The sequence below is a fragment of the uncultured Polaribacter sp. genome, assembly GCF_947503855.1.
Taxonomy (GTDB): Bacteria; Bacteroidota; Bacteroidia; order Flavobacteriales; family Flavobacteriaceae; genus Polaribacter.
On record NZ_CANNFF010000007.1, the window covers coordinates 77,830 to 94,079 of the forward strand.

The window sequence follows — 16,250 nt, forward strand, 5'->3', positions numbered from 1 at the left end:
GTAACCTTATGTATGTTGTTTATAAATCCATCTCGTTTTTTCTTTATTGTTTGTATTGCTGTACTTAATTAGGTTAATTCAGATAGGGATTTTTGCATTTAGCGCATCCTTTTAATTGTTGTTTTTTGATTAATTTCTAACACAATGTTTGATTTCTTGTCTATAAAACAGAGTTTGTATTTTTAGAAATCATAAATGTCACTTTAGTGCTCTAAGAACCACTTTCTAATCAATAAACATTTTAATTTATGAAGCTAATTGTTATTAAGAGACGATCATTTAAAAGATGATAAGGTTATCAATAAAGTAGGTGTTTTTATTGAAAGAAAAAGTCGGGATGAGAGGATTCGAACCTCCGATCTCTGGTCCCCCAGACCAGCACTTTAACCGGACTAAGCTACATCCCGAATACTTTGCTAAAATACAAAAAAAGTCTCAAAAAATATTGTTTGAGACTTTTAAATAGAAGAGCCGATGGAGGGACTCGAACCCACGACCTGCTGATTACAAATCAGCTGCTCTAGCCAGCTGAGCTACATCGGCTTTTAAAATTTACAAGCGCAAATAAAATATAAAATATAAAAACTGGCAAACTATTTTTAAGTTATTTTCATAAAAAAAAGCTTCAATTTTTATTGAAGCTTTTATCAAGAAAAAAATAATAATTTACATAGCATAGAAAAAAATTGAATTCACAATTTTTCTATCCTACACTATAAAAACGATAGTTTTATCTATTTGTTGTTTTCTGCTGCTTTTAAATGGCATATCAAAGCTTATTTTACTTAAAAAACGATTGTTTAAAATATTAATTCAAGGCTTCTTTGTACGTTTTTAAACAACGTTCTCTAGCTTCTTTATGGTCTACCATTTCTTTTGTGTAGGTGAGTTCTTGAAATTCTGGAACCCATTTTTTTATGTATTCTAAATCTTTATCAAATTTTTTTATTTGTGTAGTTGGGTTAAAAATTCGGAAATAAGGAGCTGCATCTACACCAGAACCAGCAACCCATTGCCAATTACCTACATTACTTGCCATTTCGTAATCGTGTAATTTTTCTGCAAAATAAGCTTCACCCCATCTCCAATCTATTAATAAGTGTTTGCATAAAAAACTACCTACTAACATTCTAATTCTGTTATGCATAAAACCTGTTTGGTTTAGTTGACGCATGCCCGCATCTACCAAAGGATAGCCTGTTTGCCCATTACACCATTTTTTAAATTCTTCTTCATTGTTTCTCCATTCAATTCGGTCGTATTTAGACTTGAAAGATTTTTTTGAAGTTTCTGGAAAATGCCATAAGATTTGCATAAAAAATTCTCGCCAAATTAATTCTTGCCAAAATATTTCGTTTTTTTCTGCAATTGCTTTGGTAATCATTTTTCTAATACTTGCTGTACCAAAGCGTAAGTGAGGTCCTAGTTTAGAAGTTGTATCTTTTGCAGGAAAGTTACGTGTATCTTCATACTGTTGTATTAAGGTTGGTGTTACTGTATAAGGTTCTATTTCTTGGTTAGCTTTTTGGAAACCTATGTCAGACAATGTTAAGTTGGGTAATTGAGTATGTTTAATTAAATTTTTTAAATAGGAATTTGTATAATAAATATCTAAATTATAGGTTTTAAATTTCTCTTTCCAAACTTTCATGTAAGGTGTATACACTACATATGGCTTGCCATCTTTTTTTACAACTTCGTTTTTCTCGAAAATAACCTGGTCTTTAAAAGTTGTAAAAGCAACGTTATTTTCTTCTAAAAGTTCTTTAATCTCATAATCTCTTTTAATAGCATAAGGTTCATAATCTCTATTGGTGAAAACCGTTTGAATTTCATACTTTTTTAAAAGGTTTTTATAAATTTCTTTTGGTTTTCCATAATACATTGCTAAACTACTTTGGTTTTCTTCTAGCAAAGTATTTCTCATTTTTTGCAATGTGTCAAAAATAAAAGTGACTCTAGCATCATTTTTTGGTAATTTAGAGAGTATTTCTTCATCAAAAATAAAAATAGGAAGTACAGGGTAATCGCCTTTTAAAGCATTGTAAAAACCTACATTATCATCTAACCTTAAATCTCTTCTAAACCAAAATATATTTACCTTTTTACTCATCTTACTTGTATTCTCCAAAGAGTTCTATTAATTTTTCACTTCTAAATTTAAATATTTTTTCTAATTGAGGTTTTACTAAAATAGGATGAAATAATCTACCTATAAAACCTAAGGGGACTTTGTAATATATTAAATCTTCCATTTCTACACCACCGTCAATTTCTTTAATAAAATGGGTGTGATGCCATAAAGCATAGGGCCCATATAATTGCTCGTCTGTAAAATATTTTAAAGGTTCTACCTGTGTGATTTTAGAAACCCATTTGGTTTTAATACCAAGTAGCGGTGTTACTTCATAACTAATTAATTGGCCAGCATAGGTTGGTTTATTTGCTCCATCAATAATTTTAAACCCCATTTCTTTAGGTGTCATTTTCTCTAGATTTTTCGGGCTTTTTAAAAAATTCCAAGCTTCTTGTAAAGAAATAGGAACGTTTTGTTTTTTATGAAGTTTGTACATATTTGTATTAATTATAGACTAAAATGTATAGATTTAAAGAGGTTGCAATACACAACCAAATCATGTAAGGGAGTAATAAATATTTATATTTTTCTACTTTATGAGATACTTTAAAATAGTAATAAAATAGGAGAGAGGTTAATAAAGTTATGTTTATCAATCCTAATAAAATTAAGTGCTGATTAAAAACAATAAAATTCCAACTAACATTTAAAATAAATTGCAATAAAAAAATAAGCTTATTTTTTTGTGTGTTTGCTTTTAAAAAAAGTTTGCCTAAGTAAATTGAGAAACAAATCATAATGATAGACCAAGCCAAACCGAAAACAAATCCTGGAGGTGTCCAAGGTGCTTTTTTTAAATTGATGTACCAAACTGAAAGAGGACCATTTGCCATTAACCAACTACCAATAGCCAAACCACCAAAGGTTATTACTAAAAAAAGCAAGGTTAATTTGAGTTGTTTCATTTTAGGATTTGCCGTGTATAGCTTCTATTTTCTTTAAAATATCGTCTGCTTCTTTATATTTTGTATCGCTATCACTTCTGTTAATAGATTGTAGCTTGTAGGCTTCTTCCATTAGCTTCTTATATTTTTCTTGAAGTTTTTCTTCTTCTGTCTTCTTTTTAAATATACCAAACATTGTAATTATTTTAAGTGTTTTGTAATTTTAGCACTGGTTGGTTTGGTAATAGAAAAATAATAATCTACCAATTTACCTTCTGGAGATACTAAGTATTTTTGAAAATTCCATTTAACAGTAGAACTTTTTGTGCCATTTAAATTTTTATCTGTTAACCATTTATAAAGTGCATGCTGATTGTTACCTTTTACATCTATTTTTTCTGTCATTAAAAAAGTAACGCCAAAATTTACTTTACAAAAAGCTTCTATATCTTCTGCAGTGCCAGGTTCTTGACTACCAAATTGATTGCAAGGAGAACCAATAATTATAAGGTTGTCTTTATGGGTTTTATACAATTCTTCTAAGCTTTTGTATTGTGATGTAAAGCCACATTTAGAGGCCACATTTACAAAAAGAATAAATTTATTGTTATACTCAGATAGGTCAATAGCTGTATTTTGTAAGCTATTGATTTTAATGTCGTAGATGTTTGTCATTTTTTTATATTTTGAAGTTCACAATTCCGCAGTCTAATTCAAAAATTTGGCCTGAAATTGAGTTTGCTTTTTCTGATATAAGAAATGTTGCTAAATCTGCAACTTCTTGTGGTTTTAAAAACTTTTTAAGCGGATGACGATCTGTGATATTTTCTATCATACGTTCGTTTCTTAAAAGTTTAGCGGCCAAATCTGTATTTGTAACTGTGGGTGCAATTGCATTTACACGAATTGTTGGTGCTAATTCTGCACCTAAAGATTTGGTAATACCTTCTACACCCGATTTTGCTGCTGCAACACTTGCGTGAAAAGGCATTCCTAATTTGGTTGCTACTGTACTAAATAAAAGGATAGATGGATTTTTACCGTTTTTTATTTTTGGTAAGTAATGTTGTATTGCTTTTACTGCGCCAACAACATTAATTTCAAAATCGTCTCTAAAATCGTCTAATTTTAGTCTAGAAATTGGTTTTAAGTTGATGCTGCCAGGGCAATAAATTAAAGTATCTATGGCGTCTAAATCTGGTAAATCATCTGAAAGGATATCGCAATTATAGTGCGTTAAGTTAGCGTGAGATTGCAAAGGAGCAGTTCTACTAATGTTAAAAATTTTGTTTTTTTCTATTAAAGAATTTACAATTGCTTGCCCTATTCCTTTACTACCTCCAACTACTACTATATTGCCCATATTATTTTTATCGTCTTCCTTTTAAGCGTTTTTCAATTTTTTGCTTTACAGCTGTTAAACGCTTCATTTGATCCATAATTTCTGGATCTTTATTTTGTTTATATACTTCATTTAACTCTAAAATAAGTGCTTTTACTTCTCTAGAGGCTAAAATTCTATCACTTGTGGTCTTAAAAGAGAATTTTCTATTCTCAAACTCAACTGCTCTTTCTAATAAATTCATTCTAATACTTTAATCTATTTTTAAATAATTTTGGTAATATAATTATAAAACTTAGATAAGCAATAAAAATGTTGATTATTTACGCAGTTAGCGGTTTTCCTTTTAAGCGTTTTTCTATTCTTTGTTTAATTACGGTTAGTCTTTTCATGATATCCATAATTTTATCATCTTTATTTTTCTTATAAACCTCATTTAGGCTTAATATTAAAGATTTTGCTTCTCTAGCCGCCATAATTCTATCGCTGGTTGTAGGAAACCTCATTTTTCTTGTTTCAAATTCTAATGCTTTGTTTATTAAATCCATAACTTAGTAATTTAAAGTGTTTTGTAATTCTGCTATTTTTTCTGGAGTATTAAATTGTCCTCCAAAAAAAGAAGTAACGGTAGATGAAGTATCATCTTTAATACCTCTAGAAGAAACACATAAGTGTTTTGCATCTATAATTACGGCTACATCTTCTGTGTTTAATACTGCTTTTAGTTCTTCTGCAATTTGGTTGGTTAACCTTTCTTGCACTTGAGGTCTTTTAGCATAATATTGTACAATTCTATTTAATTTAGATAAACCAATAACTTTACCAGAAGAGATATATGCAACATGGGCTTTTCCTATAATTGGTACAAAATGATGTTCGCAGTTAGAATAAAATGTAATATTTTTTTCTACCAACATCTGGTTGTATTGATATTTGTTATCAAATAAGGCAACTTTTGGTTTGTTAGCTGGGTTTAAGCCAGAAAAAATTTCTTCTATATACATTTTTGCAACTCTTTGGGGAGTTCCTTTTAAAGAATCGTCTGTTAAATCTAAGCCCATAACATCCATTATTTCTGAAAATAGTGAAGCAATTTTTTCTTTCTTTTGTGTGTCAGAAAGTTTAAAAGCATCTGGTTTCATAGGTGTTTCTAATCCTGTAAAAAGATGGTCATCGCCCACTTCTTCAATAGAGAACCCATTTAAATTTTCTGAAACCTCTTTTTCCTTTAATACTACGTCTGTTGTCATTTTTTGTCTTTTTATTGTGCTGTCTTTAAAAACTCCCATTTAAATCAAAGCACGGTTTTTATCTTTTAGCTATAGAGTTGTTTGATATTGATTTTTGTCTTGAACATTTAAACCTTCCTTTTGCAAAGGTTCTTAATTTTTGATGCTTGGTTTTTCTACCTTGAACTCTTTTTCGCCACATTTTAAAGCTTTTTGGTTTCATTTCTCTACGCATTAAGTTGATTACTTCTTGCTCTTTGAGACCAAACTGAAATTCTATCGCCTCGAAAGTTGTTCTATCTTCCCAAGCCATTTCTATAATTCTATCAATTGATATACCACTAAGTATTTTACTGCTAATGGAATTCATATTGTTTATCGTATTCTATTTTTATGTTGATTAATTTGTCTATAAATTTTTTATTTTCTTTTAGTAATTTATTGTTTTGAAATCTTACAAAGTTACCTTGTGCATGTACACTAAAACCATCAGTTTTATAAGTGTGCAGTTGATAGTAGGGAATGGCCCAACTAAAGTTTTTTAGACCTTTTGTAATGTGTACTAAAATTCCTTTTTCTCTTAATTCTATGTTGCCATAATTAATATCTGCAATGGTGTTTATTACTTTTATAAAACCAGGGCTTACACTAGCAATCATCATTCTTTTAGAACCTGTACCACCCATTTTTATAGATTTAACAAAAGAGTAACCGTCTCCAACCATATCATTTATGGTTGCTGTAGCATCTTTGTTTTTGTGTGTGGTATTAAATATCATCACTCAAAGATACATAAAATTAAATTGTGTTTAATCATTAGCTTGATAGATTAAACAAAAATTAACAATAAATTATAACTTAAAAGAGAATATGGAGGGTTAATTATTTAGTAATTTATTTCTATTTGAAAGTGTGTGTTTTTTTAAAATTCTGTTGCTTTCTTTTAAAACTTCAAAATCGTTTTTCATTTTCCAAAGTACGTCACTGGCTTTTTTTCTTGCAATTTTAACATCAACAATAGGTTTTGGATAGTCTTTACCTAAAGTTAAGTTATTAAACTGTTGATCTAAAGGAGTCATTAGATAGGGTTCATGAATAAAAGCGATTGGTAATTCTGCCAATTCTGGCACCCATTTTTTTATAAAAATAGCATCTTCATCGTGTTGTAAGCTGTTTTTTACAGGATTGTAAATTCGTAAAACATTAATACCAGTTTCACCTGCATTCATTTGCAATTGAGGAAAATGAATGCCAGGTTCGAAATCTAAAAAAAGTTGAGATAGGTGTTGAGATGCATCTTGCCAAGGTTGCCATAAAATATGGGTAAAAAAAGAGACTAACATCGCACGCATTCTAAAATTTAAATATCCTGTTTCTGTTAAACATCTCATGCAGGCATCTACCAAAGGATAACCCGTTTTTCCTTCTCTCCATGCAGTTTGATATTCTATAGAAATACTTTTTTTTAGTTTTTGATAGCCTTTGTTAATACTAGCATTTTCCATGGTATGTTCCATTTCAAACTTTTGAATAAAATGCGCTTGCCAACGTAACCTAGAGACAAAAGCGCCCAAATCTTTTTTGTTTAATGCTGTTTTTTCTTGGTGTGCTTTTCTAAAGATTTGTCGAATAGAAACATTACCCCAAGCAATGTAGGGTGAGAGTCTGCTACAGCTCTCTCTAGCCAATGCTGGTTTAGAAATATGTTTCATGTATTTTTGATGCCTGTCGTAAAAAAAAGAATCTGCATACCTCCAAGCCATTTTTGTACCACCTCTTTGAAAATATGGGTGTTTTTTGGTTGATAAATCAACAACATTAAAATATTTTTCTAGTTGATTTACTTCATCAATTTGAATACAAGAAGATGCTTTTAAGTTGTTTTTGATCAGAGGTTTGCACATATAATCTTCCCATAAATCAAACCAATCTTCTCTGTTTAACAATCCTCTTAAAACCCCATTGTTATTGTTTTCTACCCAGTTGATAGAGTTGTTTCTGCAATATCTTGCAAATTCTTTATCTCTATTATAGGTAATTAGCAATCCTGTCTCTTGATGCGAAAAAACAGTACTAACATTATAATTGCTAATAAGTTGATTAAAAGCGGATACCACTTCTGTTTGTACACTTAATACTTTGGTGTTATATGGTTTTAAATCTTCATTTAAATTAACAATAGATTGTTTAATAAAATCCCAATGACGTGCATCATAATGTGGGTCTTCTATTAACGAGTTTTCGAATACATATAAAAACAATATACGTTTGTTGGCTGCTAATGCATTTTCTATAGCCTCATTATCTTCTAAACGCAAATCGCGTTTAAACCAAACAACATATATTTCTTCTTTGTTAGTATGCATCTAAATTTGCTATAATATGGTTTGCTTTTTCTTTAATTTTTACACGTTCTTCTGTAGGCATTTTGTTTAATAAACTATACATCATTTTCATGCGAAAGTTAGAAGATAATTGTCCTTGTTTTTCGTCTAAAAAATTCCAATACAAGGTGTTAAATGGGCATGCATCATCTTCAAACTTTTTCGTTTTTTTATAAGAACAACTATCACAATAATTGCTCATTTTACCAATATAGCTTCCACTAGAAACATAGGGCTTTGTAGCAATTTTTCCACCATCAGCAAACTGACTCATACCTCTTGTATTTGGTAATTGCACCCATTCTATAGCATCTACATAAATACCCAAATACCAAGCATCAATTTCATCTGGATTTATTTGTGTTAACAATGCAAAATTACCAGTAACCATTAAACGTTGTATGTGGTGTGCATATCCATTATCTAGAGAGTTGTTAATGGCATTTTTTAAACAATTCATTTGGGTGTTACCTGTCCAAAAGAATTTGGGTAATTTATTTTTGTTTTCTAAAAAATTCTCTTTTTTGTAATCAGGCATCAGCATCCAATACATGCCTCTCATATACTCTCGCCAACCTAAAATTTGCCTAATAAAACCCTCTACTTGAGAAATATCTATTTCGTCTGTTCTTTGTCTGTAGGTTTCTAATACTTTGTTGATGATTTCTTTTGGTGAAATCATTTTTGTGTTCATGGCAAAAGATATTCTGCTATGAAAAAGATATATTTTATCTGTGTGCATGGCATCTTGATAATCACCAAAATGTATTAATAAGTGCTCACAGAAATACGCTAATTGTTTTAAAGATTGTTTTCTTGAAATTGGGTATTCAAAGTATTTTGGATGGATGTTACCAATGGTCTGTATATCTGTTTGTTTTATTTCTGATACAATTTCTGACACATCATTATCGAAACTTATTTCTGGTGGAATTAATGTATCTCCTTTCCATTTTTTTCTATTGCTAGCATCGTAATTCCATTTTCCACCTTCTGGTTGATTATCAACCATTAAAATTTGATGCTTTTTGCGCATATTTCTATAGAAATTCTCCATTAGAAATTGCTTTTTGCCCTTAAAAAAGTTAGCTAATTCTTTTCTTTCTGTATAAAAATGTTCGGTTGTATAAACTTCTGATTCAATTTGTGTTTTTTTACAAAACTCTTTTAATTGTTGGTCTAATCTATATTCATCTGGGGCTAAATACTCAAACTTTTCAATGTTATTTTCTTTGATTAGAAAGTTTAAATTTTCGACTAAACTCTGCTTATTATTTTTATGATTGATATTAAAATAAACAATGTGGTGTTCTGCCTTTTCTAATTCCTGAGCAAAATTTCTCATTGCAGCAAAAAAACCAGCTACTTTTTGTATATGATGTTTGGTGTAGTCTGTTTCTTGACGCATTTCGAACATGCAATACATGGTTTGGTCATCGGTATTTTGAAACCAAGAATGCTTGCTGTTTAACTGATCTCCAAGAAGTAAGCGTAACTTTTTCATCTTAAAACAAAGTTTTTTCTAACCACAGTTTTCTAAATTTATATTTACTATCATAACGTTCTGCTTGTAATTTTGTATTGAATTTTCGGTCTCTAGGATCGTTACCAACACCTGCTACATACATCCAATTTCCGTAATTGCTATGTACATCATAATCAATTAAAACCGACTCAAAATAAGCAGCGCCAATTCTCCAATCTAATAACAGTTCTTTGGCAAAATAAGAAGCTACATTTTGTCTTCCTCTATTGCTCATCCAGCCAGTTTGTTTTAATTCGATCATGTTGGCATTTACAAAATCGTCTTTTGTTTCGCCATTTATCCACTTATTAATGTCTTTTTGATAAGTATACCACTGGTAGTTTTTGTCTAAAATTCCACCAATTTTAAAAATTTTATTGTTGTATTTTAAAGAAATATATTTAAAATAGTCTCTCCAAATCAATTCGAAAATTACCCAATAAGTAGACTGGTTTGCACCAAACTCTGCCTCAAATTTTTTAATTTTCCAATAGATAGTTTTTGCAGAAATACTTCCATTGGCCAACCAAGCAGAAAACTTTGTACTGTAATCTGTGCCTACTAAACCGTTTCTAGTTTTTTTATAAAAAGCTACTTTTTTAGTTTCAAAAAAATAATTGTCTAATCTTTTTAAAGCTTCGTTTTCTCCACCCAAAAAAGGAAATGCCGTTTTTGTTGGGATGTTAAAATCTATAAAACCCAAAGTTTTTAAAGTGGGAATTTCTGTTTCTATAGCCAGTAAATTATCACTAGAAAGTGCAGAAATACGCACTTCTTCTAAAACAGCAACTGTTTTTTCTAGCTTTTTTCTAAAGGCAGTAAAAACATTTGGGGTGTTAGAAAAATCTTTAGAAACTGTATTTGGGTGATATAAAAATTGATCGTAATCTTCTATAATAGCAATATCTGAAGGTATTGTTTTTTTTATTTTCTCATTGGTTGTTACTTCTTCTTGAGTCCATTCTTTTTGAGTATAAATAGCACTTACACTATGTTCTTTACAAAGTTCTTCTAATTTATTTTCAGGACTGTCAAAGTAGGTAAGAAGTGTAATATTTAAATCTTTTAGATTATTTTTTAAATCTATAATGGTTTCTATTAAAAACTTGGCTCTAAATTTTGCTGTTTTTTGAAAACCAAATTTATCAACTTTAAATAATTTTGGATCAAAAAAATAAACAGCAATAGTGTTTGAGTTGTTTTCTATAGATTTTTTTAAAGAAATATTATCGTTTACACGTAAGTTATTACGAAACCATATTAAGCCTGTATTTTTTTGTTGCCTCTGCATTTTTTACTACAATATTTTACTTCTTCCCAATTCTTTTCCCATTTTTTTCTCCAAGTAAATGGTCTGTTGCAAACCACACAAATTTTTTCTGGGAGATGTTGCTTTTTCACAATTATTTATTAATGTTATTAATCATACCATTAAACACAAACCAGTGAAAAGGCATTACAGCATACCAATATAACCTGCCTCCAAGTCCATGAGGTCTAAAGGTGGCTGTTTGATAAATAAAATTGTCTTCTATTTTAAATTCTAACCAAGCTTCACCAGGTAAAACCATTTCTGCATATAATAATAATTTACCTTTCTCTTTATCTGCATAAATAACGCGCCAAAAATCTAAAGCATCACCTGCATTTAATTCTGTTGGGTGTCTTCTACCGCGTCTTAAACCTGTGCCACCAAAAAATTGATCTAAAAAACCACGTATTTTCCATAAAAAAGTACCATAATACCAGCCAGTTTCGCCACCAATTGCCCAAATTTTACCAAGAGATTTTTGTTTGTCTTTAACCTTTCTTTTTTTAAAATCTTTAAAACACCCAAACTCTGGTACATTTATAAATTTATGGACAAAATTCTTTAGCTTTCCGCTGCTTATATATGAGTCTTTCCAGCTAGAAATAATACTGTTTTGTTCTATTTTTTTAAAAGCTAATTTTACAGCTTCTTTATAACTCATTGGGTTAATATCCATTATTTTGTTAATGTCACTTTTTTCACCAATTACTTCTACACCCATAGAGTTTACTAAAGAAGATGCCAGCTTATAAGAAGTAGAGGTAACAAAATATAACCAGTAAGAAGATAGTTTTGGCGTCATTACCGGTACTGTTAAAATTGATCTTTTAAGTTTTCTTACTGCTGCAAATTGCAAAAGCATTTCTTTATAGGTTAAAATTTCTGGACCAAAAATATCATGAGAAGTATTGTACAATTCTTCTTTAGCCAAAGCCTTGTGTAAAAAAGAAAGTACATCTCTAATAGCTAAAGGTTGTGTTTTGGTGTTTAGCCATTTTGGGGCGATCATTGCAGGTAGTTTTTCTACCAAATCTCTAATAATTTCGAAAGAGGAACTACCAGAACCCACTATGATACCTGCTTTAAAAGTGGTTAAAGCGTATTTTTTTGAAGCCAATGTGTTTTCTACATTTTTTCTAGAAAGTAAATGTTTAGATAGTTTTGTATCGTTTGTAATTCCGCTTAAATAAATGACTTGTTTTAAACTAGAACTTTCTGCAAAACGTTTAAAATTGAAAGCACATTTTTCTTCTAAAACATGAAATTCTTTTGCAGAATTAGACATAGAATGTATTAAATAATAAGCTACTTCTATATTTTTAGGAATGGCTTCTAAAGAATGATTATGTAAAAAATCGGCCTCTATAAGCTCTATGTTTTCTTGATTCTTATAGTAGTTTTGTGCACGTTTTTTATCTCTAACAGGACAAATAATGGTATGACCATCATTTAACAATAATGGAATTAACCTTTTGCCAATATAGCCAGTTGCGCCCGTTACAAGTATCTTCATACACTTTATTTACTCTTTTTAGGTCTTTGATAAGTTAACTGCTTTTTAAATTTAGGGATTGCGTAGGTGTCTAAACCATTAATAGTAGCTACTTTACCTGTTGCTAGGTTTATCAAACCATCATCATGCAATAAGTTATCTTGAACGTACAATTCTTCTATTTGAGAAACTACCAACATCACATCATTAGAGGGTACATAAATTTCTTCTATAAATTTCATGCTCATTTGTACAGGGGCATTTTTTACAAAAGGCGCTTTAAAATCTCCTCTATATTCTTCTTCTAAGTTGGTCATATTAAACTCAGAAACATTTTCTGGATATTTAGCAGAAGTATGATGTGCATCATCTATAATATCTTCATAGATATGATTGATGGTAAAATGCCCAGTTTCTTTTATGTTTTTATGCGTGTTTCTTGGTACTGTTGTAGGTCTTAAAATAAAACCCAATGTAGGTGGATTTGAACCTAAATGCACAACAGAACTAAATACAGCCACATTGGTAATACCTTCTTCGGAAATAGAACCTAATAAGTTGGCAGATTTAAAACCAGAACAACTATTTATTAAGTTTATTCTATAGATTTTATCTAAATTATCGATGTCTTTTCTATTGAAATACGCCATTATAAAGATTTAAAATTGTTGATTTTCACATCTTTTGCTTTTAAATCGTGCATTAAATTATACAAACCAAAAAACGTTCTGTTGATGTAAATAAAATGTTTAGAACCTCTATTTCCATTCATGTTTTTAAGTTCTGTACTTTTTGCATATTTGGTTCCTAATTCAGAAATTCTTCCAAAGAAATCTTCATCAGAAAAATCGAAAACCTCTTTATTAAAAGGTTGTGTAAAAAGACTTAACAATTCGTGAAAGATATTTCTAAAAAAAGCCAATTCTTCTGGAGAATCGTCTTTTCTTAATATTTCTAACTCAAATAGTTTCTTCTCAAAAAATACAGGGTCTTGTAAACTTTCTTCATTAGCCAATTCAAAATAAGGTACATAAAATTCGTCTGGTATGGTTTTCATACATCCAAAATCGATTACGATTAGCTCGTTTTTGGGTGATATTAAAAAGTTTCCAGGATGTGGATCTGCATGTACTTTTTTTAGTTTATGAATTTGAAACATGTAAAAATCCCAGAGCGCTTGCCCTAATTTGTTTCTAGTTTCTTGGTTTTCTGAAGTAAATTCAGATAAATGAACACCATCCATCCAATCCATAGTAATAATTCTATCTGAAGATATTTCTGGATAATAGTTTGGGAATTTTAAATTAGGAATGTGTTTACAAGCTTCTACAATTGCCTGACTTTGTTCTACTTCTAGTACGTAATTTGTTTCTTCTGAGAGCTTATTTTCTACTTCTTTAAAATATTTATCAGAATCTTTTCCTCTAATATTAAACATTTTAATAGCAATAGGTTTTACCAATGATAAATCTGATGCAATACTATCTGAAACTCCTGGATATTGAATTTTTACAGCCAACCTTTTGCCATCTTTTTCAGCTTTATGCACTTGTCCAATGCTGGCTGCATTTACAGAAACAGAATTGAATTTATCAAAAATTTCGTTTGGGTTTTTACCAAAGTATTTTTTAAAGGTTTTGGTAACCAAAGCAGGTGACAATGGTGGTACAGAAAATTGAGACAAAGAAAATTTTTCTACATACGCTTGTGGTAAAATATTCTTTTCCATACTTAGCATTTGTGCCACTTTTAAAGCACTTCCTTTCAGTTGTTTTAAACTGTCATAAATATCTCCAGCATTGTTTTGGTTTAATCTATTTTTTGCTTCTTCTTCTGTTTTGGTAATCTTATCACCATAATATTTCAAATAATTTACACCTATTTTAGCCCCAGTTGTTACTAATTTAGATGCTCTTTGAATTTTAGAAGTGGGTATGGAATCTATTGTTTTCATTTATGCTGAATTTATTTCAGTATCTTTTAATTAAATTGTTTTAGTAAATTTTATAATTAATTAAAATTTACTTTCTCTTTTAAAATGAATTTTCCAAAATCGATAATACTTTTTAATGGTTTAATATCCATTAAATCAAAACGAGCATTGATAGATTTTTCTATAAAAATATCCGTTTTCTCAAAAGAAGTAGAAGTATCATCTAACCAAAACTTTAAGGTAATTAGTAAATGCATCCAAGAAGATTCTTGGGTGGCTTTATCTTGAATTTTTTCTAACTTTTCTTGTTTAAGATCTATTTTTTCGATGCCAATATTGCTTACAAAAGTGTTATAATCTGATCTTAAATGCTTTAAAGATTTTAAGCTTTTCAAGTCGGTGTTTTTTAGAGCATACATTACATAACTTCTGTTGGCAGTAAGCATTTCGAAAAATGTAAAGTAGAAACTTAATAGTTTATTTCTAGCATCGTAATTTGGGTAGTCTTCGCTTTTAGCTAACACTTTTATGGTATTGTTAAAAAATTCGCTAAAAATAGATTGTTCTATAGCTTCAAAAGAACCATAGTGTTTGTAAAAATCTGCTTCTTCAAAATTGTTTTCTTTAGCAAAACTAAATACAGATTTTGGTTCGTGATTGTTTTCTAGTACAAACTCCATGTACCAGGAAATTAAGTTTTCTTTGGTGATGCTTTTCTTACGCGCCATAATAATTTAAAATTTATGTAAAGATACAAATGTTTAATAATATTAGTATTTTATTAAACAATAATCTTTTGTTAAATAAAAACATAAAAAAACCGATAACATATAATATGTTATCGGTTTTTAAGAAATTAGGGGCAAATTTTATTAGAAGCCTGTTCCTGGTGCTTCTGGAGAAGATGCTTGTGCTTTCTGTGGGTTTAAAATCATATAGGTACCCAAAGCTGTTAATGCTGCATATTTACCGTAATTACCAATTTTTTTCATCGCGTCTTTACGAGTGATGTTTTCTTGCTGTGTATGTTTTTTATTTTCCATGTTTGTCAAGTTTGTTACCAGCATTATCTAATCTAAATACTTTATTACCTTCTATTGCGTAGTTTGGTGGGTTGTTTTGCTGTATCGCATTTACATTTCTGTATTGAGCGTAACCAACAGCGTCTAAAACATTAATTTTTTTAGTAGCTTGAGAAATGCTGCTTTGTACAAAAGTATTGATAACTGCTTTACCTTGTTTCCCTTTTTTAGTGGTAATTAAAATAACTCCATTTGCGCCACGAGAACCGTAAATAGCAGTTGCAGAAGCATCTTTTAAAACTACCATGCTCTCAATGTCTCTAGGATTGATACCTGTAAGTCCATTTTGAGTAGATTGTGTTTCATTTGCATCGCTTGTAGCGTCTAATACATCTTCTCCTGCAGAATTAATAATTACTCCATCTACTACATATAAAGGTTCGTTATTACCTCTTAAACTATTAGCACCCCTAATTCTAACACTTACGGGTGCTCCAGGAGTACCAATGTTAGAGTTTACTTGTAAACCAGAAGATCTACCTTGTAATAATGAACCTACACTATTGTATTGAGAGGCAACATTTTCTTTCTCTTTAATTTCTGTAAGAGAACCTGTTAAATCTTTTTTAGTTGAAGAACCATAACCAATTATTACAATTTCTTCTAATTGTTCAGAATCTTGTTCTAATTGAATGGTAAGTGTTGTTTGTTTGTTAACAACTACCTCTTTTGTTTTGTAACCTAAATAGCTTACTACTAAAATTGCAGGTGTTTTATCAATTTTAATTGAAAAATTACCATCAAAATCTGTAACTTCTCCTCTAGTAGAGCCTTTTACAATTATAGATGCACCTGGTAAAGGGTATTTTGTATCATCTATTACCTTTCCTTTTATTGTTGTTTGTGCCAAAAAGGATATTGGAACAAGTAACAATAATGTATAAAAAATTTTTTTCATAATTTGAGATTGATTTATATGTGCTAAATTAA

Annotated in this window: 21 protein-coding genes and 2 tRNA genes; all 23 read right to left on the reverse strand. The window is 29.9% G+C overall.

Going from position 1 to position 16,250, the window contains the following annotated elements; genetic code table 11:
- Positions 1-332: 332 nt before the first annotated feature.
- Positions 333-407: transfer RNA gene (locus Q0662_RS07440), tRNA-Pro, on the reverse strand.
- Between the two features lie 62 nt (positions 408-469).
- Positions 470-543, reverse strand: a tRNA-Thr gene (locus Q0662_RS07445).
- 265 nt (positions 544-808) lie between these two features.
- Positions 809-2,113 (reverse strand): deoxyribodipyrimidine photo-lyase, encoded by a 1,305-nt coding sequence (locus tag Q0662_RS07450; protein WP_298948350.1) that lies wholly within the window; start codon positions 2,111-2,113, stop codon positions 809-811.
- A gap of 1 nt (position 2,114) precedes the next feature.
- Positions 2,115-2,573 carry an SRPBCC family protein gene (locus Q0662_RS07455; RefSeq protein WP_298948351.1) on the reverse strand — a complete coding sequence of 153 codons (459 nt, stop codon included), beginning with the start codon at positions 2,571-2,573 and terminating at the stop codon, positions 2,115-2,117.
- A 7-nt stretch (positions 2,574-2,580) separates the two neighbouring features.
- Positions 2,581-3,042, reverse strand: a complete 462-nt coding sequence (locus tag Q0662_RS07460; RefSeq protein WP_298948352.1) for a TspO/MBR family protein — start codon at positions 3,040-3,042, stop codon at positions 2,581-2,583.
- A gap of 1 nt (position 3,043) precedes the next feature.
- Positions 3,044-3,217: a Lacal_2735 family protein gene (locus Q0662_RS07465; protein WP_298948353.1), complete on the reverse strand. Its 174-nt coding sequence runs from the start codon at positions 3,215-3,217 to the stop codon at positions 3,044-3,046.
- A gap of 5 nt (positions 3,218-3,222) precedes the next feature.
- Positions 3,223-3,696 (reverse strand): glutathione peroxidase, encoded by a 474-nt coding sequence (locus Q0662_RS07470; RefSeq protein ID WP_298948354.1) that lies wholly within the window; start codon positions 3,694-3,696, stop codon positions 3,223-3,225.
- 4 nt (positions 3,697-3,700) lie between these two features.
- Positions 3,701-4,384, reverse strand: coding sequence for an SDR family NAD(P)-dependent oxidoreductase (locus Q0662_RS07475; protein ID WP_298948355.1), 684 nt, complete (start codon positions 4,382-4,384; stop codon positions 3,701-3,703).
- Positions 4,385-4,391: 7 nt separating this feature from the next.
- A complete protein-coding gene (locus tag Q0662_RS07480; RefSeq protein ID WP_298948356.1) occupies positions 4,392-4,607 on the reverse strand; it encodes a hypothetical protein in 216 nt (71 codons plus the stop codon).
- 79 nt (positions 4,608-4,686) lie between these two features.
- Positions 4,687-4,911 carry a hypothetical protein gene (locus tag Q0662_RS07485; protein ID WP_298948357.1) on the reverse strand — a complete coding sequence of 75 codons (225 nt, stop codon included), beginning with the start codon at positions 4,909-4,911 and terminating at the stop codon, positions 4,687-4,689.
- 3 nt (positions 4,912-4,914) lie between these two features.
- Positions 4,915-5,613, reverse strand: a complete 699-nt coding sequence (gene folE / locus Q0662_RS07490) for a GTP cyclohydrolase I FolE (protein ID WP_298948358.1) — start codon at positions 5,611-5,613, stop codon at positions 4,915-4,917.
- 58 nt (positions 5,614-5,671) lie between these two features.
- The gene (locus Q0662_RS07495) at positions 5,672-5,962 is read right to left on the reverse strand and encodes a TIGR03643 family protein (protein ID WP_298948359.1); all 291 of its coding nucleotides are present in this window, start codon (positions 5,960-5,962) and stop codon (positions 5,672-5,674) included.
- Positions 5,949-6,371, reverse strand: a complete 423-nt coding sequence (locus Q0662_RS07500) for a hypothetical protein (protein WP_298948360.1) — start codon at positions 6,369-6,371, stop codon at positions 5,949-5,951. Before Q0662_RS07500 ends, Q0662_RS07495 begins: the two co-directional genes overlap by 14 nt.
- Positions 6,372-6,470: 99 nt before the next feature.
- Entirely contained in the window at positions 6,471-7,958 is a 1,488-nt protein-coding gene (locus tag Q0662_RS07505; RefSeq protein WP_298948361.1) for a cryptochrome/deoxyribodipyrimidine photo-lyase family protein, read from the reverse strand.
- A complete protein-coding gene (locus Q0662_RS07510) occupies positions 7,948-9,480 on the reverse strand; it encodes a cryptochrome/photolyase family protein (RefSeq protein ID WP_298948362.1) in 1,533 nt (510 codons plus the stop codon). The genes Q0662_RS07505 and Q0662_RS07510 overlap by 11 nt, the downstream gene beginning before the upstream one ends.
- Before the next feature lies 1 nt (position 9,481).
- Complete coding sequence (locus tag Q0662_RS07515; RefSeq protein WP_298948363.1) at positions 9,482-10,792, reverse strand: DASH family cryptochrome; 1,311 nt, start codon at positions 10,790-10,792, stop codon at positions 9,482-9,484.
- On the reverse strand, positions 10,762-10,902 hold the full coding sequence (locus Q0662_RS07520) for a DUF2256 domain-containing protein (protein WP_298948364.1): 141 nt from the start codon (positions 10,900-10,902) through the stop codon (positions 10,762-10,764). The genes Q0662_RS07515 and Q0662_RS07520 overlap by 31 nt, the downstream gene beginning before the upstream one ends.
- Positions 10,903-10,904: 2 nt before the next feature.
- On the reverse strand, positions 10,905-12,326 hold the full coding sequence (locus tag Q0662_RS07525) for an SDR family oxidoreductase (RefSeq protein WP_298948365.1): 1,422 nt from the start codon (positions 12,324-12,326) through the stop codon (positions 10,905-10,907).
- A gap of 5 nt (positions 12,327-12,331) precedes the next feature.
- A complete protein-coding gene (locus Q0662_RS07530; RefSeq protein ID WP_298948366.1) occupies positions 12,332-12,955 on the reverse strand; it encodes a flavin reductase in 624 nt (207 codons plus the stop codon).
- Complete coding sequence (locus Q0662_RS07535) at positions 12,955-14,259, reverse strand: AarF/ABC1/UbiB kinase family protein (protein ID WP_298948367.1); 1,305 nt, start codon at positions 14,257-14,259, stop codon at positions 12,955-12,957. Before Q0662_RS07535 ends, Q0662_RS07530 begins: the two co-directional genes overlap by 1 nt.
- A 56-nt stretch (positions 14,260-14,315) precedes the next feature.
- Complete coding sequence (locus Q0662_RS07540) at positions 14,316-14,966, reverse strand: TetR family transcriptional regulator C-terminal domain-containing protein (RefSeq protein ID WP_298948368.1); 651 nt, start codon at positions 14,964-14,966, stop codon at positions 14,316-14,318.
- Between the two features lie 144 nt (positions 14,967-15,110).
- On the reverse strand, positions 15,111-15,281 hold the full coding sequence (locus Q0662_RS07545; protein ID WP_298948369.1) for a hypothetical protein: 171 nt from the start codon (positions 15,279-15,281) through the stop codon (positions 15,111-15,113).
- Positions 15,271-16,218: a carboxypeptidase-like regulatory domain-containing protein gene (locus Q0662_RS07550; RefSeq protein WP_298948370.1), complete on the reverse strand. Its 948-nt coding sequence runs from the start codon at positions 16,216-16,218 to the stop codon at positions 15,271-15,273. The genes Q0662_RS07545 and Q0662_RS07550 overlap by 11 nt, the downstream gene beginning before the upstream one ends.
- Positions 16,219-16,250: the final 32 nt, after the last annotated feature.